Origin of the sequence: Pseudomonas mangrovi (assembly GCF_003052585.1) — a bacterium.
GTDB lineage: Bacteria > Pseudomonadota > Gammaproteobacteria > Pseudomonadales > Pseudomonadaceae > Aquipseudomonas > Aquipseudomonas mangrovi.
On record NZ_QASN01000017.1, the window covers coordinates 100,047 to 122,332 of the forward strand.

The 22,286-nt window shown below is 64.9% G+C and carries 25 protein-coding genes; 15 read left to right on the top strand and 10 right to left on the bottom strand.

Annotation, left to right across the window (positions count from 1 at the left end; translation table 11 throughout):
- Nucleotides 1-49: 49 nt before the first annotated feature.
- The 11 genes from DBO85_RS09395 to DBO85_RS09445 all read left to right on the top strand — a co-directional run bounded on the left by DBO85_RS09395 (nt 50) and on the right by DBO85_RS09445 (nt 9,263).
- Nucleotides 50-757 carry a YggS family pyridoxal phosphate-dependent enzyme gene (locus DBO85_RS09395; RefSeq protein ID WP_108107004.1) on the top strand — a complete coding sequence of 236 codons (708 nt, stop codon included), beginning with the start codon at nt 50-52 and terminating at the stop codon, nt 755-757.
- Between the two features lie 2 nt (nt 758-759).
- Nucleotides 760-1,578: a pyrroline-5-carboxylate reductase gene (proC, locus tag DBO85_RS09400; RefSeq protein WP_108107005.1), complete on the top strand. Its 819-nt coding sequence runs from the start codon at nt 760-762 to the stop codon at nt 1,576-1,578.
- Nucleotides 1,579-1,587: 9 nt separating this feature from the next.
- The gene (locus DBO85_RS09405) at nt 1,588-2,181 is read left to right on the top strand and encodes a YggT family protein (RefSeq protein WP_108107006.1); all 594 of its coding nucleotides are present in this window, start codon (nt 1,588-1,590) and stop codon (nt 2,179-2,181) included.
- Nucleotides 2,178-2,492 carry a DUF167 family protein gene (locus DBO85_RS09410; RefSeq protein WP_108107007.1) on the top strand — a complete coding sequence of 105 codons (315 nt, stop codon included), beginning with the start codon at nt 2,178-2,180 and terminating at the stop codon, nt 2,490-2,492. The genes DBO85_RS09405 and DBO85_RS09410 overlap by 4 nt, the downstream gene beginning before the upstream one ends.
- Nucleotides 2,493-2,827: 335 nt before the next feature.
- Nucleotides 2,828-4,813: a dynamin-like GTPase family protein gene (locus DBO85_RS09415; RefSeq protein WP_108107008.1), complete on the top strand. Its 1,986-nt coding sequence runs from the start codon at nt 2,828-2,830 to the stop codon at nt 4,811-4,813.
- A gap of 122 nt (nt 4,814-4,935) precedes the next feature.
- Nucleotides 4,936-6,075: a homoserine O-succinyltransferase MetX gene (gene metX, locus DBO85_RS09420; protein ID WP_108107009.1), complete on the top strand. Its 1,140-nt coding sequence runs from the start codon at nt 4,936-4,938 to the stop codon at nt 6,073-6,075.
- A 7-nt stretch (nt 6,076-6,082) separates the two neighbouring features.
- Nucleotides 6,083-6,685: a methionine biosynthesis protein MetW gene (metW, locus tag DBO85_RS09425; RefSeq protein WP_108107010.1), complete on the top strand. Its 603-nt coding sequence runs from the start codon at nt 6,083-6,085 to the stop codon at nt 6,683-6,685.
- Between the two features lie 26 nt (nt 6,686-6,711).
- Nucleotides 6,712-7,131 carry a DUF4426 domain-containing protein gene (locus DBO85_RS09430; protein WP_108107011.1) on the top strand — a complete coding sequence of 140 codons (420 nt, stop codon included), beginning with the start codon at nt 6,712-6,714 and terminating at the stop codon, nt 7,129-7,131.
- The gene (rdgB, locus tag DBO85_RS09435) at nt 7,128-7,730 is read left to right on the top strand and encodes an RdgB/HAM1 family non-canonical purine NTP pyrophosphatase (RefSeq protein ID WP_108107012.1); all 603 of its coding nucleotides are present in this window, start codon (nt 7,128-7,130) and stop codon (nt 7,728-7,730) included. The genes DBO85_RS09430 and rdgB overlap by 4 nt, the downstream gene beginning before the upstream one ends.
- Before the next feature lie 33 nt (nt 7,731-7,763).
- Nucleotides 7,764-8,921: a radical SAM family heme chaperone HemW gene (gene hemW / locus DBO85_RS09440; RefSeq protein ID WP_233356585.1), complete on the top strand. Its 1,158-nt coding sequence runs from the start codon at nt 7,764-7,766 to the stop codon at nt 8,919-8,921.
- Nucleotides 8,922-8,939: 18 nt separating this feature from the next.
- Nucleotides 8,940-9,263, top strand: coding sequence for a DUF3392 domain-containing protein (locus DBO85_RS09445; RefSeq protein ID WP_108107014.1), 324 nt, complete (start codon nt 8,940-8,942; stop codon nt 9,261-9,263).
- Between the two features lie 115 nt (nt 9,264-9,378).
- Here the strand turns inward: DBO85_RS09445 and DBO85_RS09450 are convergent, their stop codons facing one another.
- The 5 genes from DBO85_RS09450 to DBO85_RS09470 form a co-directional block, all read right to left on the bottom strand.
- Nucleotides 9,379-10,719 carry a DUF1329 domain-containing protein gene (locus DBO85_RS09450; protein WP_108107015.1) on the bottom strand — a complete coding sequence of 447 codons (1,341 nt, stop codon included), beginning with the start codon at nt 10,717-10,719 and terminating at the stop codon, nt 9,379-9,381.
- A gap of 151 nt (nt 10,720-10,870) precedes the next feature.
- Nucleotides 10,871-11,584 (bottom strand): tRNA (guanosine(46)-N7)-methyltransferase TrmB, encoded by a 714-nt coding sequence (gene trmB, locus DBO85_RS09455; protein ID WP_108107016.1) that lies wholly within the window; start codon nt 11,582-11,584, stop codon nt 10,871-10,873.
- A gap of 62 nt (nt 11,585-11,646) precedes the next feature.
- The gene (locus tag DBO85_RS09460) at nt 11,647-12,441 is read right to left on the bottom strand and encodes a thiazole synthase (protein WP_108107017.1); all 795 of its coding nucleotides are present in this window, start codon (nt 12,439-12,441) and stop codon (nt 11,647-11,649) included.
- 15 nt (nt 12,442-12,456) lie between these two features.
- Nucleotides 12,457-12,657, bottom strand: a complete 201-nt coding sequence (gene thiS, locus DBO85_RS09465; RefSeq protein WP_108107018.1) for a sulfur carrier protein ThiS — start codon at nt 12,655-12,657, stop codon at nt 12,457-12,459.
- A gap of 95 nt (nt 12,658-12,752) precedes the next feature.
- The gene (locus DBO85_RS09470) at nt 12,753-13,124 is read right to left on the bottom strand and encodes a DUF423 domain-containing protein (RefSeq protein ID WP_108107019.1); all 372 of its coding nucleotides are present in this window, start codon (nt 13,122-13,124) and stop codon (nt 12,753-12,755) included.
- A 68-nt stretch (nt 13,125-13,192) separates the two neighbouring features.
- Here DBO85_RS09470 and mtgA point away from each other — a divergent pair, with 68 nt between their 5' ends.
- Nucleotides 13,193-13,936, top strand: coding sequence for a monofunctional biosynthetic peptidoglycan transglycosylase (mtgA, locus tag DBO85_RS09475; RefSeq protein WP_108107020.1), 744 nt, complete (start codon nt 13,193-13,195; stop codon nt 13,934-13,936).
- 9 nt (nt 13,937-13,945) lie between these two features.
- Here mtgA and DBO85_RS09480 read toward each other — a convergent pair whose 3' ends face one another.
- The 5 genes from DBO85_RS09480 to ftsY all read right to left on the bottom strand — a co-directional run bounded on the left by DBO85_RS09480 (nt 13,946) and on the right by ftsY (nt 18,699).
- Nucleotides 13,946-14,560 (bottom strand): hypothetical protein, encoded by a 615-nt coding sequence (locus DBO85_RS09480; protein WP_108107021.1) that lies wholly within the window; start codon nt 14,558-14,560, stop codon nt 13,946-13,948.
- Between the two features lie 64 nt (nt 14,561-14,624).
- Nucleotides 14,625-15,479, bottom strand: coding sequence for an RNA polymerase sigma factor RpoH (gene rpoH / locus DBO85_RS09485; protein ID WP_108107022.1), 855 nt, complete (start codon nt 15,477-15,479; stop codon nt 14,625-14,627).
- A gap of 180 nt (nt 15,480-15,659) precedes the next feature.
- Complete coding sequence (gene ftsX, locus DBO85_RS09490) at nt 15,660-16,673, bottom strand: permease-like cell division protein FtsX (protein WP_108107023.1); 1,014 nt, start codon at nt 16,671-16,673, stop codon at nt 15,660-15,662.
- On the bottom strand, nt 16,670-17,338 hold the full coding sequence (ftsE, locus tag DBO85_RS09495) for a cell division ATP-binding protein FtsE (RefSeq protein WP_108107024.1): 669 nt from the start codon (nt 17,336-17,338) through the stop codon (nt 16,670-16,672). Before ftsE ends, ftsX begins: the two co-directional genes overlap by 4 nt.
- Nucleotides 17,335-18,699 (bottom strand): signal recognition particle-docking protein FtsY, encoded by a 1,365-nt coding sequence (gene ftsY, locus DBO85_RS09500; protein ID WP_108107025.1) that lies wholly within the window; start codon nt 18,697-18,699, stop codon nt 17,335-17,337. Before ftsY ends, ftsE begins: the two co-directional genes overlap by 4 nt.
- Nucleotides 18,700-18,829: 130 nt before the next feature.
- On the opposite strand from ftsY, the gene DBO85_RS09505 reads away from it, so the two are divergent.
- The 3 genes from DBO85_RS09505 to rsmD are packed head-to-tail and all read left to right on the top strand — an operon-like array spanning nt 18,830 to nt 22,267.
- The gene (locus tag DBO85_RS09505; protein ID WP_108107026.1) at nt 18,830-20,185 is read left to right on the top strand and encodes a M16 family metallopeptidase; all 1,356 of its coding nucleotides are present in this window, start codon (nt 18,830-18,832) and stop codon (nt 20,183-20,185) included.
- A complete protein-coding gene (locus DBO85_RS09510) occupies nt 20,178-21,677 on the top strand; it encodes a M16 family metallopeptidase (RefSeq protein ID WP_108107027.1) in 1,500 nt (499 codons plus the stop codon). The genes DBO85_RS09505 and DBO85_RS09510 overlap by 8 nt, the downstream gene beginning before the upstream one ends.
- Complete coding sequence (rsmD, locus tag DBO85_RS09515; protein ID WP_108107028.1) at nt 21,677-22,267, top strand: 16S rRNA (guanine(966)-N(2))-methyltransferase RsmD; 591 nt, start codon at nt 21,677-21,679, stop codon at nt 22,265-22,267. Before DBO85_RS09510 ends, rsmD begins: the two co-directional genes overlap by 1 nt.
- Nucleotides 22,268-22,286 lie beyond the last annotated feature (19 nt).

Sequence of the window (22,286 nt, forward strand, 5' to 3'; positions counted from 1 at the left end):
TACAGACAAACAGGTAGAATTGCCGCAGACAAGGCGGCGGGCGCAGGTAATGTCCACGATAGCAAAGAATATTGCAAAGGTCGGAGCGCGCATCCGTGAGGCGGCGCAAGCCTCGAACCGCGATCCGTCCGCAATCGGGCTATTGGCGGTGAGCAAGACCCAGTCTGCCGACGCAATCCGCGTCGCCTTCGCCGCCGGCCAGCGTGATTTCGGCGAAAACTATCTGCAGGAAGCCCTCGACAAGCAGCAGCAGCTGAGCGATCTGCCGCTCACATGGCATTTCATCGGCCCCATCCAGTCGAACAAGACCCGCGCCATCGCCGAGCACTTCAGCTGGGTGCATTCCGTGGACCGCCTGAAGATTGCCCAGCGCCTGTCCGAGCAACGCCCCGACCATCTTGGCCCCCTGAACATCTGTCTGCAGGTGAACATCAGTGGCGAGGACAGCAAGTCCGGTTGCGCGCCGCAAGAGCTTTCCGCCCTGGCCCTGGCCGTTTCGGCCTTGCCGCGACTGCGCCTGCGTGGCCTGATGGCGATTCCGCAGGCCAGTGACGATCCCGCCTGCCAACGCGCGGTGCTCGCCTCGCTGCGCGAACTGCAACAGAATCTCGGGCTTGATCTCGACACTCTCTCCATGGGCATGAGCGCAGATCTGGAGGCCGCCGTAACCGAAGGCTCTACCTGGCTGCGCATCGGCACCGCCATCTTTGGTGCGCGCGACTACGCCAGCCCCGATACCGAACAGGGAACCCCGTAGCAATGAACGATATCCGCATTACCTTCATCGGCGCCGGCAACATGGCGGCAAGCCTGATTGGCGGCCTGTGCGCCCAGGGCGTGGACAAATCCGTATTGCGCGCCAGCGACCCCAATGAGCAGCAGCGTCAGCGCATTACCCGCGAACTGGGGATTGCCACCTTCGAAGACAATGCAGCTGCGGTGGAGGGCGCAGACGTGGTCGTGCTGGCGGTCAAGCCGCAGAGCATGAAGGCGGTATGCCAGGCGCTCGCTCCGCATCTTGCCGCCAGCCAGTTGGTCGTTTCCATCGCCGCCGGCATCAGCTGCGCCAGCCTCGAACAGTGGCTCGGGCCGCGCGCGCTGGTGCGCTGCATGCCGAACACGCCGTCGCTGCTGCGTCAGGGCGTTAGCGGGCTGTATGCCAACGGCGGAGTCAGCAACGAGCAGCGCAGTCAGGCCGAGCAGCTGCTGTCGGCGGTGGGCCTGGCCCTGTGGCTGGACGAGGAAGCGCAGATCGACGCGGTAACCGCCGTCTCGGGCAGCGGCCCGGCCTATTTCTTTCTACTTATAGAGGCCATGACCCGCGCAGGAGAAAAACTCGGCCTGCCACGCGAGGTCGCAGAGCGCCTGACCCAACAAACTGCCCTGGGCGCTGCGCGCATGGCGATCGAGAGCGACGTCGACGCCGCCGAACTGCGCCGTCGGGTCACCTCGCCAGCCGGCACCACCGAGGCGGCGATAAAAACCTTCCAGGCTGGCGGCTTCGAGGCGCTGGTGGATCAGGCGCTCGCCGCCGCCGCACACCGCTCGGCCGAGCTGGCCGACCAACTGGGTCGATAGGAGCAGCACATGTCCGGACTTCTCGAAGCCATCATCTACATCATCCAGACCCTTGGCAGCCTGTACCTGCTGGTAGTGCTTCTGCGTTTCATCCTGCAACTGGTGCGGGCCGACTTCTACAACCCGCTGAGCCAGTTCATCGTCCGCGCCACCCAGCCACTGCTGCGGCCGCTAAGACGGATCATTCCCGGCTTCGGCGGTGTCGACCTCGCTTCGCTGATGCTGGCGCTGCTGCTACAACTGCTGCTGATGGCGGTGGTGGTCGCCCTGATCGGACTCAACCCGTTGGGCCTGCTACCGCAACTGCTGGTCTGGTCGCTGCTCGGCATTTCCTCGCTGCTGCTCAAGGTGCTGTTCTTCGCCCTGATCGCCAGCGTCATCCTGTCCTGGATCGCACCGGGCAATCACAACCCCGGCGCACTGCTGATCAACCAGATCGTCGAGCCGCTGCTGACGCCGTTGCGCAAAGTGCTGCCCAGCCTGGGCGGGCTGGATATTTCGCCGATCTTCGCTTTCATCGCGATCAACCTGATCGATCGCTTCGTGCTGCGCAATCTGGCGGTGATGACCGACATGCCGCGAATTCTCGCGCCCTTCATGTGAGCGCCACGCAGGACACTGATGGGCCCTATTGGCGCTGGGACGGCGACGATCTGCTGCTCGACTGCCACCTGCAGCCCAGAGCCAGTCGCGACGAGTTTGCCGGCCTGCAGGGCGCCCGCCTGAAGATCCGTCTCTGCGCACCGCCGGTAGACGGCAAGGCCAATGCGCAATTGCTGGTGCTACTGGCCAAGGCCTTCGGCGTGGCCAGACGCAATGTAGAAATCGAAAGCGGCGAATCGAGCAGGCTGAAGCGGGTACGTATCCGTCATCCGCAATGCCTGCCGAACCACCTCGGGATTACCGCCCGGTAACCGCGAGCGACCGTTCACGGAAATTGTGACCCAGCGCTGATGTGCCACCTCGACCAGGCCGCATAATGCCGGGCACTTTTTCTTCAGTCTGCGAGCGACCCCCGGTTTTCCCGCGCACCTCCCCCGGAGACCCACGAGGAGCAGACCGGAACGCCCAAGCGAAGCAATCCAGCGAAGTGGCTGTGTCTACCTGCGACAGGTGAACAGCCCGGCATTGATCTTCGCAACGCCAGACCGAGCGCAGTCGTTTTTCAGAGGCTTTCAAGGCAGTAGGCAACTCGACAGGCATCAGACCCCAACCCGGCCAGTGGCCGCGCTAGCGAGAGGAAACCGGCATGAGCATGGAACGTCTCAGTCAACAGGTCGATGCCTACGTCGACTGGAAGCGCGAGCTGGTTCGCGAGATCACCCGCTACCGCAGCTGGCTGGCCGGCAACCGTCTGATCACCGATGCTGTCGATGCCAAGCTTGAGCGGGCCCTGCGCCTGCTGCGTACCGACCACATCACCCTGGCCTTCGTCGGCGAGTTCTCGCGCGGCAAGACCGAGCTGATCAACAGCCTGTTCTTCTCCTCCTTCGGCCAGCGCATGCTGCCTTCCCAGGCCGGCCGCACCACCATGTGCCCGACCGAACTGTTCTTCGACCCGCGCTCCGAGCGCGCCTACATTCGCCTGCTGCCGATCGAGACGCGCATGGCCGATGCCAGCGTCGCCCAGTTCAAGCGCATCCCCAAGCACTGGGTGAACATCCCCCTGGACGCCAGCGATCCGCAGAACATGGCGCAGGCCTTTGCCCAGGTGGCCAAGACCAAGCCGATGAAGATCGAGGAAGCGATCCAGCTCGGCTTCCATCCCGACATGCTCGAACCCACCGGCATGCCGGGCCAGGTACTGGTACCGGCCTGGCGCCATGCGATGGTCAATTTCGATCATCCGCTGCTGCGCAAGGGCTTGCGGATTCTCGATACCCCCGGCCTGAACGCCCTCGGCAGCGAGCCGGAACTGACCCTGTCGATGCTGCCCAGCGCCCAGGCGATCATCTTCATGCTGTCCGCCGACAGCGGCGTGACCGCCAGCGACATGGAGATCTGGCAGCAGTACATCCGTCAGCTCGACGACAACACCCAGACCAGCCTGTTCGCCGTACTGAACAAGATCGACGTACTCTGGGACGACCTCGCCGGTGATGTCGCGGTGCAGCGTTCGATCCTCGAGATGCAGGCGATGACCGCACGCCAACTGGGCATCGACCATGAAGACGTACTACCACTGAGCGCCAAGCAGGCACTGCTGGCAAAAATTCGCAAGGACGAAGCGCTGCTCGAGCGCAGCCAGCTCGGCACTCTGGAAGATCTGCTCTGCGAGCGCATCGTCGCGCAGAAGGAGCACCTGATCGCCGAGCGCATCGTCGGCCAGGTCATGGCGATGCTGCAGAACAGCCAGCATCTGCTGACCGTACGCCTGGAGAAGGCACGTGAGCAGCAGGCACTGCTGCAACACAATCAGGAAGACAACAGCCAGACCCTGTTCGAGCTGACCACCCGCACCAAGGAAGACCACAGCCAGCATCACAAGCGCCTGCTTGGTCTGAAGACCAACCAGCGACTTCTCAGCAGACTCGCCGAGCCGCTGCGGGTCAACACCCGCCCGGAACGCCTGCAGAGCTATCTGGACAAGGTGCGCAAGGAGCTCAACAGCAGCCTGACTACCGTCGGCATCAACCAGGCCATCGTCGAGTTCTTCGCCAGCGTCAGCAACGACCTGAGCATCCTCGAGCACGAGGCTGACATGGCCAACAAGATGGTTGCCGCCATCTATCGCCGGCACAACGAGGAGAACCCGTTGCACGGCATAGATGCGCCGCAGTTCAACATCCAGCGCTACATTCGCGAGCTGGCCAAGCTGCAGGCCAAGGGCGACCAGTTCCGCCTGCATCCGCGGACCCTGTTCACCGAGCAGCGCGCGCTGGGTCGGCGCTTCTTCGCAACCCTGGTGCAGGAAGTCATCGGCATGATGCAACGGCTGCGCCAGGAGGCCGAACAGTGGAGCAACGACACCTTGCTGCCGTTGATGCAACACACCCTCGAACACAAGCAGTTGCTGGAAACGCACATGCTGCGCCTGAAGTCGCTGACCCAAGAGACCCAAAAGGCACGTCAGCGCGGCGAACTGCTGGCGCGCTACATCGAAACGCTCGAACAGCAGCTGGCCCAGGCTGCGGATATTCTCCGTGCACTGCGCAGGCCGGCACCGCTGCAGCGCCAGGGCAAGGTGGTCAACCTGCCAGGCGCGGCGCGCGGCCACAGCACCAGCGACGCCTGAAGGCCCTTGAGCGGGGGCTCCGCCGGGAGCTCCCATTCCCTGCAAACAAGCCACTCGGCTTTCCTTGTCCTGCCCCCCTGCGCTCTTTAGACTGACGCCTCCTTTCAGCGAGAGCAGGGTCGATGCCCAGCGTTTTCCCCACCGATTCCGTTGGCCTGGTCACGCCACTGACCTGGCATTTCGGCGAGCCGCTGACGCTGGCTTGCGGACGCGATCTGGTCGATTACCAACTCGTCTATGAAACCTATGGCGAACTGAACGCGGCGCGCAGCAACGCCGTGCTCATCTGTCACGCGCTTTCCGGCAATCACCATGCCGCCGGCTTCCACAGCGAGGATGATCGCAAGCCCGGCTGGTGGGACAGCTGCATCGGCCCGGGCAAGGCAATCGATACCAATCGCTTCTTCGTCGTCAGCCTGAACAATCTTGGCGGCTGCAACGGCTCCACCGGACCGGCCAGCATCAATCCGGCGACCGGAAAACCCTTTGGCGCCGACTTTCCGGTGGTCACGGTGGAGGACTGGGTCAACAGCCAGGCGCGCCTGGCCGACGCGCTCGGCATCCAGCGCTGGGCGGCGGTGGTCGGCGGCAGCCTCGGCGGCATGCAGGCGCTGCAGTGGAGCATCAGCTATCCGGAGCGCGTGGCGCACTGCGTCGCCATCGCCTCCGCGCCCAAGCTGTCGGCGCAGAACATCGCCTTCAACGAGGTCGCCCGCCAGGCGATCCTCTCCGACCCCGAGTTTCACGGCGGGCATTTCCGCGAGCAGGGCGTGATCCCCAAACGCGGCCTGATGCTGGCGCGCATGGTCGGCCATATCACCTATCTGTCCGACGACGCCATGGGCCAGAAATTCGGCCGCGGGCTGAAGAGCGAAAAGCTCAACTACGATTTCCACAGCGTCGAGTTCCAGGTGGAAAGCTACCTGCGCTATCAGGGTGAAGAGTTCTCCGGACGCTTCGACGCCAACACCTATCTGCTGATGACCAAGGCGCTGGATTACTTCGACCCGGCCGCCGCCCATGACGGTGATCTGGTCCGCACGCTGGAGAACGCCAAGGCAGACTTCTGCGTGATCTCCTTCACCACCGACTGGCGTTTCTCACCGGCTCGCTCGCGGGAGATCGTCGATGCCCTGGTCGCCGCAGGCAAGAACGTCAGCTACCTGGAAGTGGAAGCGGCGCAGGGCCATGACGCCTTCCTGATTCCGATCCCGCGCTACCTGCACGCCTTCCGCAGCTACATGAATCGAATCGAGATCTGACCCCGCCATGAGAGCCGATCTGGACATCATCCAAGAATGGATTCCCGCAGGCAGTCGGGTACTCGACCTGGGTTGCGGCGACGGCGAGCTGCTCGCCTGGCTGCGCGACAACAAGCAGGTCAGCGGTTACGGCCTGGAGATCGATCCGGACAACATCGCCCGCTGCATCGAGCGCGGCATCAACGTGATCGAACAGGATCTGGACAAGGGCCTGGGCAATTTCGCCAGCGACAGCTTCGACGTGGTGCTGATGACCCAGGCACTGCAGGCGGTCGACCGGCCGGACGAGGTACTGCGCGAGATGCTGCGCATCGGTCGCCAGTGCATCATCACCTTCCCCAACTTCGGGCACTGGCGCTGCCGCTGGCACCTGATCCGTCATGGCCGCATGCCGGTTTCCGAATTTCTGCCGTACACCTGGTACAACACGCCGAACATCCACTTCTGCACCTTCAAGGACTTCGAAGCGCTGTGCCGCGAGCAGCACCTGCGCGTGCTCGACCGGCTGGCGGTAGACCACCAGCATCGCGACAGCCTGAGCAGCCGTCTGTGGCCTAACCTGCTGGGTGAGATCGGTATCTACCGGGTCAGCCGACCCGACGCCACCTGATTCGTCATCGACACGAGGATTGCCCCATGCGCCACCTGGCCCTGTTCATTCTGACCCTCTGCCTGGCCCTGCCCGCCGCGGCCGAACGCAAGCAGAGCTTCGGCTCGCTGGATGTCCACTACAGCATCTTCAATTCAAGCTTCCTGCAGCCGCAGGTTGCCGCCGCCAACGGCCTGGTCCGCGGGCCCAAGCAGGGCGTGGTGAATATCGCGCTGCTCGATGCCGGCAAGGCCCGCGAGGCCCGCGTGACCGGCAGCGTGCGCAACCTGCTCGGCCAGAGTCGCGCGCTGGAGTTCAAGCAGATACGTGAAGGCGAGGCCATCTACTACATCGCGCAGTTCCCCTTCGACAGCCGCGAGATCTTGCATTTCGACTTCAAGGTGCAGGCCAGCGGCGGCCCGGAACATAGCTTCAAAGTGACCCAGGAAGTGTTTCCCGAGGAATGATGCACGTGAACGAACTGGTACTGGCCAGCCACAACGCCGGCAAGCTCAAGGAACTCCAGGCGATGCTCGGTGATGCCGTAAAGGTCCGCTCGATCGGCGAGTTTTCCAGCGTCGAGCCGGAGGAGAACGGTCTTTCCTTCATCGAGAACGCGCTGATCAAGGCCCGGCATGCCGCGCGGGTTTCCGGTCTGCCAGCGCTGGCCGACGACTCGGGTCTGGCGGTGGACGCCCTCGGTGGTGCGCCGGGCATTCACTCGGCACGCTATGCCGGTGGCGGCGGTGATGCAGCGAACAACGCCAAGCTGCTCGAGGCCCTGCGCGCGGTGCCCGATGCCGAGCGCGGCGCCCAGTTCGTCTGCGCCCTGGCACTGGTGCGACATGCCGAGGACCCGCTGCCGATCATCTGTGAAGGGCTCTGGCAAGGGCAGATCCTGCACGCTCCCCGCGGCAGTAACGGTTTCGGCTACGACCCGTTGTTCTGGCTGCCCGAGCACGACTGCTCCAGCGCTGAACTGGACGCGGAACAGAAGAACCGTCTCAGCCACCGTGCTCGAGCCATGGCAGTGCTGCGCGCGCGGCTGGGTCTGGCGGATGTCTGATCCGCTCACCCGCGCTCGATGGCTGCCGCGCTGATGCCACATGCCGCCCCGGTCCTCGCGCTGCCGCCCCTGGCGCTCTACGTACACATCCCCTGGTGTGTACGCAAATGCCCGTACTGCGACTTCAACTCCCACGCCGCCGGCCCCGAACTGCCGGAAGAAGCCTACGTCGACGCGTTGCTCGCCGACCTGGATCTCGACCTGCATCTGGCCGAGAACCGTCCTTTGGTATCGATCTTCTTCGGCGGCGGCACCCCCAGCCTATTCTCGGCACAGGCCCTCGATCGCCTGCTGCAGGGTGTGCAGCGGCGCCTGAAGTTCACCGACGACATCGAGATCACCCTGGAAGCCAACCCCGGCACCTTCGAACAGGTCAAGTTCCGCGACTACCGCGCTCTGGGGATCAATCGCCTGTCTATCGGCGTGCAGAGCTTCCAGGATGCCAAGCTCAAGGCCCTGGGGCGAATCCACGATGCCGGCGATGCACAACGCGCTGCGGAAATGGCGCGCCAGGCCGGCTTCGACAACTTCAACCTCGATCTCATGCATGGCCTTCCCGAGCAAACGCTGGATGACGCCCTGCACGATCTCGAATGCGCCATCGCGCTGGCGCCGACGCATCTGTCCTGGTACCAGCTGACCATGGAGCCGAATACCCAGTTCTGGAACCAGCCACCGACGCTGCCGGACGACGAAGCGCTCTGGGCGATCCAGCAGGCCGGACAGGCTCTGCTCGCCGGAGCAGGCTTCGCCCAGTACGAGACCAGCGCCTACGCCCAGCCGGGGCGCAGGGCCAGGCACAACCTGAACTACTGGACCTTCGGCGACTTCCTCGGCATCGGCGCCGGCGCCCACGCCAAACTCAGCAGCCGCGACGGGCGCATCCAGCGCCTGTGGAAAACCCGCACCCCACGTGACTACCTCAACCCCGACAAGCCCTTCCGTGCTGGCGAACGCGAGTTGAGTCGCGAGGAACTGCCGTTCGAGTTCCTGATGAACGCACTACGGCTGACCGCTGGGGTGTCCGCGCCCAGCTTCAGCGAGCGCACCGGACTGGCACTGGACACGCTGGCCGAGGCGCGCGCGGCGGCCGAGGCCCGCGGGCTGCTGGAAGCCGATCCGCAACGCCTGCAGGCCACGCCTCGCGGTCAGTTGTTCCTCAACGATCTGCTGCAGTACTTTCTTCCCTGAGACGTACAAGGACCCGCCATGGATCTGCTACTCGACCTGATCGCCACCCTCTCGCGCTGGAGCCGCAGTCATCTCTACGATATATCCCTGGCAATCATGGCGACCCTGTTCGTGCTGTTTGGCCCTGCGCTCAACGCCTGGGTGCAGAAGTCCATCAGCGGCCTCAATTTCTTCTTCCGCACCCTGATCTTCGTACTGGTCTGCGCGGTTGGTTACGGCCTCGCCATCGTCTTCCTGACGCCACTGCTGGCCCAGGGCCTGGGCTACTTCAACAACTACACCCTGGCCCCGGTACTGCTTCTGCTGTTCTTCCTGATCGGAGTCATCGCCGACCGCAACTAGCGCTGAGCTCCTCGCTGTCCGATCTGCGTCGGATCAACCGGGCAGCGCGCGGCAGTCCGAAGCCAGACACGAAAAAGGCCGCTTTCGCGGCCTTTTTTCTTTCAGCAGGGCAAACTCAGTTGCCGTCGCGGCGCAGCGCCTGCGGCGAGAAGTCGCGTGGGCTGAGCTTGATGTCGTAGTCGTACATCGGCTCGTTGTTGTCCAGGCCGTCGACGAAGTAGCGGCTGCCCTTGAAGTCGTAGACCGTCTCCAGGGTGCTGGAGAACAGCGGCATCTCGTAGTAGCTGATCGGGTGGCTTTCCTGCAGGCCGACCAGGTCGCCCTTCTTGTCGTAGAGGTCCACCGCGAGAATCTGCCAGCTGTCCTCGTCGACATAGAAACGACGCTTGGCATAGGGATGGTTGAAGCTCGGACGCAACTCCGCCTCTACTACCCAGACACGGTGCAGCTCGTAACGCAGTAGGTCGGAATTGAGCGCCTTGGGTCCGACGATGTTGTCGTAAGGAATGCCCTGCTGATGCACGGCGTAGCTGTTGTACGGAACCAGCATTTCCTTCTTGCCGATCATCTTCCATTCGTAGCGATCCGGCGCGCCGTTGTAGGTATCGACCACGTCGGCGGTAGCCAGACCGTTGGTATCCGGCTGCAGCGAGTCATACGCCAGCGACGGCAGGCGACGGACGCGGCGGTCGGCGCGGTTGTAGCGCCAGACCCGGCGGGTGGAGAGGATCTGGTCGAGGGTGTCCTGCACCACCAGGGCGTTGCCGGCCAGCTTGGCCGGCGACAGCACCTTGTACTTGTAGTACAGCAGGGTGTTGTCCAGATCCTTGAGCGTCATGCCCTCGCGGTTGTAGAAGTAGTAGATGTAGCGATCACGCTTGATCAGGTTGAAGGAGCCGTTGGCCAGCACCACCGCCTGATTGTTGAGGATATGAACCTGATCACCCTTGTAATGCATGATGTGGTTCCAGATCACCTCAAGGCCTTCCTGGGGGATCGGGAAGGGGATGCCGGAGTGGGCACCCTCGATGCCGTTACCGCCGGAGATCAGGGTCGCACGGGTGGCGTTTTCCTTGGTCGCATCGTAGATACGCTGTGGTGCAGCGGCACTGCGGCGGGTCGGGAAGACGCGCATCTGGTAGCCCGGCGTGCGCTCGACCAGCGCCTTGAGGGCAACCGGCAGGCGATCTGCATACTGCGCCACGTTGTTGCCGTCGATGACGAAACTGACCTGATCGCCCTTGTAGGGGTCGGGGTGATGCATGCCGCGCTGGTATTCGGCCGGTGGCGTGACACCGCCGGTCCACGCAGGGATGGTGCCGTCCGCATTGCCGGCGCGCTCGGCACCCAGTGGAGTAAGGTCATTGCCCAGGCGCGCGGCCTGAACCGCATCGACCTTGGCCTGTGCTTCCAGAGCACAGAACGCGATTGCCAGAATTCCAAACTTTCTCAACACAGCTTTCTCCTTGCGACGTCTGATTGTCCGTCGCACCGTTGATACCTGCAGGCCTCGCTGGGCCATGAAAAAACGTTCTGCGTGTGAGGTGAAGCGCTATCCCTGTGCCGGTTCGCCGGTCTTGTCGATTCATCCGTGGCGCGCAGACCTCTCAGTCCACGCGCTGAAACTTGAGATCCCAGACGCCATGCCCCAAGCGCTCGCCGCGGCGCTCGAACTTGGTTACCGGCCGCTCTGGGGGACGTGCAACGAAACGCTCGTCGCCTGCCAGATTAAGGTACCCCGGCGCCACATCCATTACCTCGAGCATATGCTCCGCGTATGGCTGCCAATCAGTGGCCATGTGCAGAACGCCACCCGGCTTGAGCTTGCTGCGCACCAGCTCGGCAAACGCCGGCTGGACGATCCGCCGCTTGTTATGCCTGGCCTTGTGCCAGGGATCGGGAAAGAACAGCAGGACCCGATCCAGGCTAGCGTCTGCGATGCATTGGCGGAGCACCTCAAGGGCATCACAAGCATAGACGCGAACGTTGGACAAATCCTGTGCAAGCAGGCCGGATAGCAGCGCACCGACGCCCGGGCGATGGACCTCGATGCCGATGAAATCCTCCTGCGGCGCCGCCGCCGCCATTTCCAGCAACGACTGTCCCATGCCGAAACCGATTTCCAGCGTGCGCGGCGCACTGCGGCCGAACAGTCCGTCGAGGTCCTGCGGACCGGCTTCCAGTGTCAGGCCAAAACGCGGCCAGCCCTTGTCCAGGCCCCGCTGCTGACCTTCGGTCATCCGTCCCGCGCGCATGACGAAGCTCTTGATGGTGCGAAGGCGGGGAGCGTCAGTCTGCCCAGCCGTGTCTATCTCGCTCATGCTCACCCTGGTTAGTTCGCTATCTTCGCGATGCGGCGACGCATCACCGGTAAGGCCTTGAATCAGCGAATCAGTCCGTCGAGCGGAGAGGATGCGCTGGCATAGAGTTTCTTAGGCATGCGCCCGGCCAGATAGGCCAGGCGCCCTGCCTCGATCGCATGTTTCATCGCACGGGCCATCAGCAGCGGCTGCTGGGCGTGGGCGATGGCGCTGTTCATCAGCACTGCTTCGCAGCCCAGCTCCATGGCGATAGTCGCGTCCGAGGCGGTGCCCACGCCGGCGTCGACCAGCACCGGCACCTTGGCCTCTTCGAGAATGATGCGCAGATTGTATGGGTTGCAGATGCCCAGCCCGGTCCCGATCAGGCCGGCCAGCGGCATGACGGCGATACATCCCATGTCCGCCAACTGGCGCGCGATGATCGGATCATCGCTGGTGTAGACCATCACGTCGAAGCCGTCCTTGATCAGGACTTCAGCGGCCTTCAGCGTCTCGATGACGTTGGGAAACAGGGTCTTCTGGTCGGCCAGCACTTCCAGCTTGACCAGCTTGTGGCCGTCCAGCAGCTCACGCGCCAGGCGGCAGGTACGCACAGCTTCGGCAGCGTCGAAGCAGCCGGCGGTGTTCGGCAGGATGGTGTAGCGATCCGGCGGAATCACGTCGAGCAGATTCGGCTCGCCCGGATTCTGGCCGATGTTGGTGCGGCGCACGGCAACGGTGACGATCTCGGCGCCGGATGCCTCGATGGCCTGGCGCGTTTCTTCCAGATCACGGTACTTGCCGGTGCCGATCAGCAGGCGCGACTGGTAGGTCTTGCCCGCGAGGACGAAAGGCTTGTCGCTGGGTAGCTGCTGCATGGAACCTCCTCGTGGCTAGCCGCCACCGATGGCATGAACCACTTCGACCCGATCTCCCTCTTGCAGGAAGGTACTGGCGTGGCTGCTGCGCGGGACGATCTCCAGGTTCAGCTCGACGGCCACGCGACGGCCGACCAGGTCCATCCGCTCAAGCAGATCCGCCACCGAGGCGGGCTCCGCAAGCTCGTAGGGTTCGCCGTTCAACCGGATAAGCATGACCAGACCGTCACCTGCAATGGGGCCGGCATTCTAGCTGGCTTGGCGGCGATCACCAAGCCGTGTGAACTGGTCGACAGCTACCGTCCGTACCTCTATCGAGCCAGCTTCAACGCCGAAAATGCCAGACAGCCCCACCCGAGCAGAAAACTGACTCCTCCGACAGGCGTGACGACGCCCAGCTTCCAGCCGGCCAGGACCATCAGGTACAGACTGCCGGAGAACAGCAGCACACCGAGCAGAAAGAAACCGCCGGCCCAGTGCAGCAGGGGCTGCGGCCGGTACAGCGCCAGCAGCGCCACGGCCAGCAGCGCCAGGGCATGCAGCATCTGGTAGTGCACGGCGGTCTGCAGGGTGGCCAGTTGCTCCGCCGCCAGCCGCGCCTTGAGGCCGTGCGCCGCGAAGGCCCCCAGAGCAACACCGGTGAAACCGAACAGGGCGGCGCAGAATACCAACAGACGGACCATCGACGAGCTCCCAGACGCAGCGAAACGGGCGGCTATAATGGCCCGCTCATCCGTCCGGGCCAAGCGCCATGCTGCGAACCCTGCTCCGTCGTCTGATCAAGTTGCTGCTCTGGCTGATTCTCGCCAGCGTCCTGCTGGTACTGGTACTGCGCTGGGTCCCGCCACCCGGCACTGCGCTGATGCTCGAACGCAAGATCGAATCCTGGACTTCAGGCGAGCCCATCGACCTGCAACGCAGCTGGCGACCCTGGCAGGAGCTGCCAGACGATCTGAAGATGGCGGTGATCGCCGCCGAGGACCAGCGCTTCGCCGAGCATTGGGGCTTCGATGTCGATGCCATCCAGGCCGCGCTGCAGCACAACCAGCAGGGCGGCTCGCTGCGCGGCGCCAGCACCCTCAGTCAGCAGGTGGCGAAGAACCTGTTCCTGTGGTCCGGTCGCAGCTGGCCACGCAAGGGCCTGGAAGCCTGGTTCACCCTGCTGATCGAACTGCTCTGGCCGAAGGAGCGGATTCTCGAGGTCTATCTCAACAGCGTCGAATGGGCTGACGGCGTGTTCGGTGCGGAAGCGGCGGCGCGCCACCATTTCAATGTCGGCGCCGCCTATCTGTCCAGCCAGCAGTCGGCGCAACTGGCCGCGGTACTACCCAACCCGCGCAACTGGAGCGCGGGCCAGCCGAGCCCCTACGTCCTGCAACGTTCTGCCTGGATTCGCCAGCAGACCCGCCAGCTCGGCGGCAGCCACTACCTCAACCAGCTGCGCTGGAAGCCGCCACAGTGGTGGCCCGAAGCCCTGCGCGAGCGGTTCCGCTAAGGAGCCTTCCTAAGGCCGGCTGCCGCGCATGGCGCGCGCCGGCACCTGCTGAATGAGCGTCACCTGGCCGTCCTCTACGTGCGCGGTCAGGCCGCGAGGCGGATAGACCCAGGCCTGCGCAGGCGGCATCTGCAAGCGCAGGCGCGGCTCGCCGGCACTGGCGATCCAGGCCGAGGCCGTTGGCTGGGGATCCGCCTGCAACCAGAGACTCTCGATCGGCTGACGCTGAAAACGCTCAAGCTGCGCGCTCTCCAGCCGCTGTTCGGTGTTCTGCAACCCCAGCTCGCTGCGCAACGCCTCCAGTACCTCTGGGGCTACCGCAACCTCCGCCTGCAGCTGCCAGACCGCCGCATCGGTGCGCAGCTCGGCCCGGTGCAGAAGGCGGCTGCCGTCCAGCCGGGCCTGCAACCAGAGGGCACCCGGTGCCTGTTCGCGCAAACGGGCCAGATCCAGCGTTCCTGCCGCCAGCGGCTGCAGCAAGCCCTGATCCAGACGCTCCCAGTCCGGCATCGGCTGCTCCGGCACCTCGTCTGCCGGCTGCAGCAGCCAGAAAAGCAGGATGAACAACAGGGCGGACAGGGTGAACAGCGGCAGTCGTACGCCACGCAGCGAGGGAAGGTTCATGCAGATACCGGATAGAAAAAAGCCGCATGACAGGCATGCGGCTTGGGGAAGAGCGTGATCTGGCTCAGGCCGAGATCGAACCCTTGAGCTTGTTCATCGCATTCTTTTCGAGCTGGCGGATACGCTCGGCAGAGACGTTGTACTTGGCTGCCAGGTCGTGGAGGGTCGCCTTCTCCTCGGCCAACCAGCGCTGGTAGAGGATATCGCGGCTCCGCTCATCGAGACGCTCCAGGGCCTCGTGCAGATTGGCGTTGGCGCTGTCGCTCCAGTCGGAGTCTTCCAGCTGCCGGGCCGGATCGTAGCGATGGTCTTCCAGATAGTTCGCGGGCGACTGATAGGCGCTGTCATCGTCGGCTTCGGTGGCCGGATCGAAGGCCATGTCCTGACCGGTCAGGCGGCTTTCCATCTCGCGCACTTCATGCGGTTCGACGCCGAGGCTCGCGGCCACCGCCTTGACCTCGTCATTGTTCAGCCAGGCCAGGCGCTTCTTCTGGCTGCGCAGATTGAAGAACAGCTTGCGCTGCGCCTTGGTCGTGGCGACCTTGACGATGCGCCAGTTGCGCAGGATGAACTCGTGGATCTCGGCGCGAATCCAGTGCACGGCAAAGGACACCAGGCGCACGCCCATTTCTGGGTTGAAGCGCTTGACGGCCTTCATCAGGCCGACGTTGCCTTCCTGGATCAGGTCGGCCTGGGCCAGCCCGTAGCCGGAATAGCTGCGGGCGATGTGGACAACGAAACGCAGGTGCGCGAGCACCATCTGGCGAGCAGCTTCGAGATCCTGGCGATAGAAGAGATTTTCGCCCAGCTCGCGCTCCTGCTCGGCCGTCAGCAGGGGAATGCTGTTTACCGCATGCACATAGGCTTCCAGGTTGGCGCCGGGAACCAGGGCATGTACAGGTTGCAGGGAAGTGGTCATGCAAACCTCCGACTCACGTAGCTTGTGCAGTCTTGACTGCGAACTCAGACGGCCTGCCTGTGGATAAGTTCCCTAAGACCCTGCCGTCAAAGCATATTTCAGGCGACACCGATACTACCGGGAGAACGCCGCAGGGCACTGAAACTACAGCAGAAGCGCGCGCCCGGCAACCCGGTCGCGCTAGCGCGGCGCCAACTCGCGCAGGTGACGGGCGACCGCCAGCCAGGCGCCGATGTAGCCGAGCAACACCGCCCCCAGCACCAGCGACAGCCCATCGGCCAGCGGCACGCCGAGCAGAGCGAAATCACTGCCATAGAGACCGGCCAGACGTACCACTGCCTGATCCAGCCAGTTCAGACCGTAGGCCAGAACGGCCCAGGCCAGCAGGCCGGCGCCAAGTCCGTAGAGCGCGCCCATATAAAGGAAGGGCCGACGTACATAGCCATCCGTGCCCCCCACCAGCTTGATGACCTCGATTTCGGTACGGCGGTTCTCGATATGCAGGCGGATGGTATTGCCGATCACCAGCAGCAGCGCCAGCACCAGCAGCAGGGTGAGGCCGAAGACGAAACGCTCGCCGAGTTTGAGGATCGCGCTCAGCCGCTCCACCCAGAGCAGGTCGAGCTGCGCCTGGTTGACGTCGGGCAACTCGGCCAGGCGCAGGCGCAGCGCTTCCAGGCGCGCCTTGTCGATTTCCCTCGGCGTGACCAGTACCACCCCAGGCAGCGGATTCTCCGGTAGCTCGCGCAAGGCGTCGCCCAGCCCGGACAGTTGCTGGAATTCCTCCAGCGCCTGCTCGCGGCTGATCCACTGAGCCTCGGCGACATCCTCCATCGCCGCGATCTCGTCGCGCAGCGCCTCGCCACGCTGTTCGCTGGCTTTCAGATCCAGATACACGGAGACCTGCGCCGCGCGCTGCCAGGAGCCGCCGAGGCGCTCGACACTGTCCAGCAACAGCGCCAGCCCCATCGGCAGACTCAACGCGATGGCCATCACAAGGCAGGTAAAGAAGCTGCCGATCGGCTGGCGCGCCAGCCGCCGCAGGCTGTCGATCAGGCTGGCGCGATGGCTTTCCAGCCAGGCGCGCAGCAGCGTCTGGAAATCCGGCTCGTCGTTGATCCGGCCGTTCTCGGCCTTGCGCGTGGCACCGACGCGCTCGGAGGGTTTGGGTGGCGGAACGCGGGTCGCGCTCATGCGGCCTCCCCGTCGCCGATCAGACGGCCGCGTTGCAGGGTGAGCATGCGATGACGCATGCGGGCGATCAGCGCCAGGTCGTGGCTGGCGATCAGCACGGTGGTGCCGAGGCGGTTGATGTCTTCGAACACGCCCATGATTTCCGCAGCCAGGCGCGGGTCGAGGTTACCGGTCGGCTCATCCGCCAGCAGCAGCGCCGGTTGATGCACCACCGCGCGAGCGATGCCGACGCGCTGCTGCTGCCCGGTGGACAGATCGGCCGGAAACAGTTCGGCCTTGTCGTGCAGGCTGACGCGCTCCAGCGCGGTGCCGACGCGGCGGGCGATTTCCTCGCGGCCAAGACCGAGGATCTGCAGTGGCAGGGCGACGTTGTCGAACACGCTGCGATCGAACAGCAGCTGGTGATTCTGGAACACCACGCCGATCTGCCGGCGCAGGAAGGGAATCTGCGCGGTGGAGATGGTCGACAGGTCCTGCCCGGCGAGCAGCAGCTTACCCGAAGTCGGTCGCTCCATCGCCAGCAGCAGGCGCAACAGCGTGCTCTTGCCGGCGCCGGAGTGACCGGTGACGAAGAGGAATTCGCCCTGCCGCACGCGGAAGGTCAGCTCGTGCAGACCGACGTGGCCGTTGGCGTAGCGCTTGCCGACCTGATCGAAGCGAATCATGCGCCTTCCCGCTCGGCGAACAGCGCGCTGACGAAGGCATCGGCCTCGAATGCGCGCAGATCATCGATCCCTTCGCCGACCCCGATATAGCGGATCGGCAGGCCGAACTGCTTGGCCAGAGCGAAGATCACCCCACCCTTGGCGGTACCGTCGAGCTTGGTCAGCGCCAGGCCGGTGAGCTGCACCGCCTGGTCGAACTGCCGCGCCTGGTTGATCGCGTTCTGCCCGGTGCCGGCATCCAGCACCAGCAGCACTTCATGCGGCGCCTTCTCGTCCAGCTTGCCGATCACCCGACGGACCTTCTTCAGCTCCTCCATCAGGTTGTCCTTGGTGTGCAGGCGGCCGGCGGTATCGGCGATCAGCACGTCCATGCCACGCGCCTTGGCTGCCTGCACCGCATCGAAGATCACCGAGGCGGAATCGGCGCCGGTGTGCTGGGCGATTACCGCGACGTTGTTGCGCTCGCCCCAGACCTGCAGCTGCTCGACCGCCGCGGCGCGGAAGGTGTCGCCGGCGGCGAGCATCACCTTCTTGCCTTCGCGCTGCAGCCGCGCCGCCAGTTTGCCGATGGTGGTGGTCTTGCCGGCGCCGTTCACGCCGACCACCAGGATCACGTAGGGCTTGACCGAGGCGTCGATGAGCATCGGTCGCTCGACCGGGCGCAGCAGCGCAGCCAGCTCTTCCTGCAGAGCGCGATACAGCGCACCGCTGTCCGCCAGCTCCTTGCGCGCCACGCGCCGGGTGAGGTTCTGCACGATGATGCCGGTGGCTTCGACGCCTACATCGGCAACCAGCAGACGGGTCTCGATTTCTTCCAGCAGTTCGTCATCGATGGCCTTGCGGCCGAGGAACAGGCTGGCCATGCCCTCGCCCAGGCTGGCGCTGGTTTTCGACAGACCCTGGCGCAGACGAGCGAAGAAGCCGGCCTTCTCTTCGACAACCGGCACCGCAGCTGCAGCCTTCGGGGCTTCGCTGACGGCCGGGGCGAGGGGCTCCGCGGCAGGCGTTGGCCTGGCCAGCGGCAGGGATTGCGGCTCCACCTCAGGTAGCAGGTCAAGATCCAGCGCGAGGCCCAGATCCCGCTCGAGGTCCAGCTCGGGCTCGGATTCCGGCTTTGGTTCAGGCTGTGGCAGTGACTCGACGATCAGCGCCGGGTCGATTGGCGCCTCGACGGACTCCAGCGTTGCCGGCTCGACGAGCGCTGATTCGGCGCGCAGGGAGTTGGCAACTTCGCTAGTGTCGGAGGATGGTGCCGGGACGGCTTCGGCTTCTTCCTGGGGCTTGCGGCGCATCCAGCCGAACAGGCCCTTCTTTTCTCCGGGGTCTGCCGGAGCCTTCTTGTCGTCGTTGGAACCAAACATGCAAGCGACTATCCCAAGGGGGCGCCGCGCCAACAGGCGTGGCCGCCAGTAAAACGGATGGGTATCCTAGCACCTCCCCGCTCGCCGGCGCTAAGCCGTTGCGGGCTCTGCCACACAGGTTCCGAATTCGATGCAAGCGATCCTCCACCGAGCCACCCGCATGCTGCTCGGCACCCTGCTGCTGCCCCTCGCAGCACTGGCCGGCGAAGCACAACCCACCCACGAGTTCACTCTCGACAACGGCCTGAAGGTGATCGTTCGCGAAGACCACCGCGCCCCCGTGGTGGTATCCCAGCTCTGGTACCGCATCGGTTCCAGCTACGAGGTTGCCGGCAGTACCGGCCTGTCCCACGCCTTGGAACACATGATGTTCAAGGGCACCGACAAGCTCGATCCCGGCGAGGGCTCGCGCATCCTGCGGGAACTGGGCGCGGAGGAAAACGCCTTCACCAGCGACGACTACACCGCCTACTACCAAGTACTGGCGCGCGACCGCCTGGCGGTGGCCTTCGAGCTCGAGGCCGACCGCATGACGGCCCTGACCCTGCCAGCTGACGAATTCACCCGCGAGATCGAGGTGATCAAGGAAGAGCGGCGCATGCGCACCGACGACCGCCCCTCTTCGCTCGCCTACGAACGCTTCAAGGCGCTCGCCTATCCCGCCAGCGGCTATCGCAACCCGACCATCGGCTGGATGAAGGATCTGGAGCGCATGACCATCGAGGACCTGCGCGCCTGGTATCAGCTCTGGTATGCGCCGAACAACGCCACGCTGGTAGTGGTCGGCGACGTTACCGCGGATGAGGTTCGCGGGCTGGCCGAGCGTCACTTCGGCAGCATTGCAGCGGGAAAGACGATTAGTGCCAAGTTGCCGCTGGAGCTGAGCGAGCCCGGCGAGCGTCGCCTGCGCCTGTATCTGAAGACCCAGCTGCCGAGCCTGATGATGGGTTTCAACGTTCCCAGCCTGGCCACGGCCAGGGAGGCACGGCAGATCCATGCTCTGCGCCTGGCCTCGGCCCTGCTCGACGGTGGCTACAGTGCCCGTCTGGCGACGCGCCTGGAGCGCGGCGAGGAACTGGTCTCCGGCGCCTCGGCCTGGTACGAGGGCCACGCCCGCGGCGACAGCCTGTTCATCCTCTCCGCCACTCCCAACGTGCAGAAGGGCCGCACCCTGGAGGAGGCCGAAGCGGGTCTCTGGGGTGAGCTGCAGGTACTCAAGGAGCAACCACCGAGCGCAGCAGAGCTGGCGCGGGTGCGCGCCCAGGTGATCGCAGGCCTGGTCTACGAGCGCGACTCCATCGCCGGCCAGGCCACTGCCATCGGCAAGCTGGAATCGGTCGGTCTGTCCTGGCGACTGATCGACGAGGAACTGGCGGCCATCGAGGCGGTGACGCCTGAAGACATCCAGCAGGCGGCACGCACCTTCTTCACCCGCGAGCGCCTGACCGTCGTCCATGTGCTGCCCGAGGAGGCCCGCAATGAGTGAAGCCAAGGCACCCCGCTACGGCCTGCTTGGCCTGATGGTCCTGCTGCTGGTCGGCGCCCTGCTGGCGACCGTGCGTTTTTCGACGCCGCCCGACGCTGGCGACGAGCAGCCGGTCGAATCCAGTCAGCCCGCCAAGAAGGGCCTGACGACCCTCGCCGAACTGGACGGCAAGCCGCCAGCGCATCGCAGCCTGGACATCCAGAGCTGGCAGACCGAACAGGGCGCGCGCGTGCTGTTCGTCGCCGCGCCGCAGTTGCCGATGTTCGACCTGCGCCTGACCTTCGCCGCCGGCAGCAGCCAGGACGGCGACCTGCCGGGGCTGGCGTTGCTGACCAACGCCATGCTCAACGAAGGCGTACCGGGCAAGGACGTGACCGCCATTGCCGAGGGCTTCGAGGATCTCGGCGCACAGTTCGGCAATGGTGCCTACCGCGACATGGCCGTACTCAGCCTGCGCAGCCTGAGTGCGGCAGAACAGCGCGAGCCCGCGCTCGCCCTGTTCAAGCAGGTGATCGGCCAGCCGAGCTTTCCGCAGGACTCGCTCGAACGCATCCGCAACCAGCTGCTGGCCAGCCTCGAGCAGCAGAAGCGCAACCCCGCCAAGCTCGGCAGCAACGCGCTGTTCCAGCGCCTCTATGGCAGCCACCCCTACGCCAGCCCCAGCGACGGCACCGCCGACTCGCTGCGGCAGATCGATGTGGCGGCATTGCGGGCGTTTCATCAGCGCGCCTATGCCGCCGGCAATCTGGTCATCGCGCTGGTCGGCGACCTCAGCCGCGAGCAGGCCGAAGCGCTCGCCGCCGAGGTTTCCGCCGCGCTGCCCGCGGGACCGGCGCTGGCGAAGATCGGCGCACCCGAGCAGCCCGAGCCTGGCCCGTCGCATATCGAATTTCCTTCCAACCAGACCCACCTGCTGCTCGCCCAGCTCGGCGTCGAGCGGCGCAACCCGGACTACCCGGCGCTCTACCTGGGCAATCAGATTCTTGGTGGCGGCGGCTTCGGCAGCCGCCTGATGGAAGAAGTTCGGGAGAAGCGCGGCCTGAGCTATGGCGTTTACTCCGGCTTCAGTCCGATGCAGGCGCGCGGCCCGTTCATGATCAGCCTGCAGACCCGCGCCGATCAGAGCCAGGCGACCCTGGAACTGGTGCGTTCGGTACTGAGCGGTTTTCTCGCCGATGGCCCGACCCAGGCCGAACTGGACAACGCCAAGCGCGAACTGAGCGGCAGCTTCCCGCTGTCCACCGCGAGCAACGCCGACATCGTCGGCCAGCTCGGCGCGATCGGTTTCTACGACCTGCCGTTGAACTGGCTGGAAGACTTCGTCGCCCAGGTCCAGGCACTCGACGCCAAGCAGGTGCGCGAAGCGATGCAGCGCCATCTGGATGCCGAGCAACTGGTGGTGGTCACTGTCGGCCCGGCGGTCGAGCAGAAGCCGCTGCCCGAGCCCGGTAGCCAGCCCGCACCACCGGTCGACAGCGGACCGCGGCACTGATGGCCAGGCCAAGCGGCAAGAAGCCGGTTCCGCCGTTGAGCCAGCTGCGCATCATTGGTGGTGAATGGCGCTCGCGGCGGGTGCAGTTCGTCGAGGGGCCTGGATTGCGGCCCACTCCCGACCGGGTGCGCGAGACGCTGTTCAACTGGCTGGCCGGCCAGGTGGAAGGCGCACGGGTGCTGGATCCGTTCACCGGCAGTGGCGCGCTCTACCTGGAAGCGCTGTCACGCGGCGCCACGCTGGCGCTGGCGCTCGACAGCAATGCCGAGGCGGTCGCCTGCCTGCGGCGCAATCTCGACACCCTCGGCTGCGGCAACGGTCAGCTACTGCAGACCGATGCGCTGCGCCATCTGCAGAACCAGGAGCCGAGCCCCTTCGATCTGGTGTTCCTCGACCCGCCGTTCCATCAGAACCTGCTGGCACCCGCCTGCACGCTGCTGGAGGAACGTGGCTGGCTGGCGCCGCGGGCGTGGATCTACACCGAAAGCGAAACAGCACCGTCGAGCCTGGGGCTGCCGGCGAACTGGCGCCTGCACCGTGAGAAGAAGACCGGCCAGGTGCACTACGCACTCTGGCAACGCGACGCCTGAGACCTTCTCGATTCGGCGG

What these genes read in the sequence shown, in the direction of transcription:
- DBO85_RS09395 (WP_108107004.1), top strand. Translation starts at nt 50, where the DNA reads ATGTCCACGATAGCAAAGAATATTGCAAAGGTCGGAGCGCGCATCCGT.
- proC (WP_108107005.1), top strand. Translation starts at nt 760, where the DNA reads ATGAACGATATCCGCATTACCTTCATCGGCGCCGGCAACATGGCGGCA.
- DBO85_RS09405 (WP_108107006.1), top strand. Translation starts at nt 1,588, where the DNA reads ATGTCCGGACTTCTCGAAGCCATCATCTACATCATCCAGACCCTTGGC.
- DBO85_RS09415 (WP_108107008.1), top strand. Translation starts at nt 2,828, where the DNA reads ATGAGCATGGAACGTCTCAGTCAACAGGTCGATGCCTACGTCGACTGG.
- metX (WP_108107009.1), top strand. Translation starts at nt 4,936, where the DNA reads ATGCCCAGCGTTTTCCCCACCGATTCCGTTGGCCTGGTCACGCCACTG.
- metW (WP_108107010.1), top strand. Translation starts at nt 6,083, where the DNA reads ATGAGAGCCGATCTGGACATCATCCAAGAATGGATTCCCGCAGGCAGT.
- DBO85_RS09430 (WP_108107011.1), top strand. Translation starts at nt 6,712, where the DNA reads ATGCGCCACCTGGCCCTGTTCATTCTGACCCTCTGCCTGGCCCTGCCC.
- rdgB (WP_108107012.1), top strand. Translation starts at nt 7,128, where the DNA reads ATGATGCACGTGAACGAACTGGTACTGGCCAGCCACAACGCCGGCAAG.
- hemW (WP_233356585.1), top strand. Translation starts at nt 7,764, where the DNA reads ATGCCACATGCCGCCCCGGTCCTCGCGCTGCCGCCCCTGGCGCTCTAC.
- DBO85_RS09445 (WP_108107014.1), top strand. Translation starts at nt 8,940, where the DNA reads ATGGATCTGCTACTCGACCTGATCGCCACCCTCTCGCGCTGGAGCCGC.
- trmB (WP_108107016.1), bottom strand. Translation starts at nt 11,584, where the DNA reads ATGAGCGAGATAGACACGGCTGGGCAGACTGACGCTCCCCGCCTTCGC.
- DBO85_RS09460 (WP_108107017.1), bottom strand. Translation starts at nt 12,441, where the DNA reads ATGCAGCAGCTACCCAGCGACAAGCCTTTCGTCCTCGCGGGCAAGACC.
- thiS (WP_108107018.1), bottom strand. Translation starts at nt 12,657, where the DNA reads ATGCTTATCCGGTTGAACGGCGAACCCTACGAGCTTGCGGAGCCCGCC.
- DBO85_RS09470 (WP_108107019.1), bottom strand. Translation starts at nt 13,124, where the DNA reads ATGGTCCGTCTGTTGGTATTCTGCGCCGCCCTGTTCGGTTTCACCGGT.
- mtgA (WP_108107020.1), top strand. Translation starts at nt 13,193, where the DNA reads ATGCTGCGAACCCTGCTCCGTCGTCTGATCAAGTTGCTGCTCTGGCTG.
- DBO85_RS09480 (WP_108107021.1), bottom strand. Translation starts at nt 14,560, where the DNA reads ATGAACCTTCCCTCGCTGCGTGGCGTACGACTGCCGCTGTTCACCCTG.
- rpoH (WP_108107022.1), bottom strand. Translation starts at nt 15,479, where the DNA reads ATGACCACTTCCCTGCAACCTGTACATGCCCTGGTTCCCGGCGCCAAC.
- ftsX (WP_108107023.1), bottom strand. Translation starts at nt 16,673, where the DNA reads ATGAGCGCGACCCGCGTTCCGCCACCCAAACCCTCCGAGCGCGTCGGT.
- ftsE (WP_108107024.1), bottom strand. Translation starts at nt 17,338, where the DNA reads ATGATTCGCTTCGATCAGGTCGGCAAGCGCTACGCCAACGGCCACGTC.
- ftsY (WP_108107025.1), bottom strand. Translation starts at nt 18,699, where the DNA reads ATGTTTGGTTCCAACGACGACAAGAAGGCTCCGGCAGACCCCGGAGAA.
- DBO85_RS09505 (WP_108107026.1), top strand. Translation starts at nt 18,830, where the DNA reads ATGCAAGCGATCCTCCACCGAGCCACCCGCATGCTGCTCGGCACCCTG.
- DBO85_RS09510 (WP_108107027.1), top strand. Translation starts at nt 20,178, where the DNA reads ATGAGTGAAGCCAAGGCACCCCGCTACGGCCTGCTTGGCCTGATGGTC.
- rsmD (WP_108107028.1), top strand. Translation starts at nt 21,677, where the DNA reads ATGGCCAGGCCAAGCGGCAAGAAGCCGGTTCCGCCGTTGAGCCAGCTG.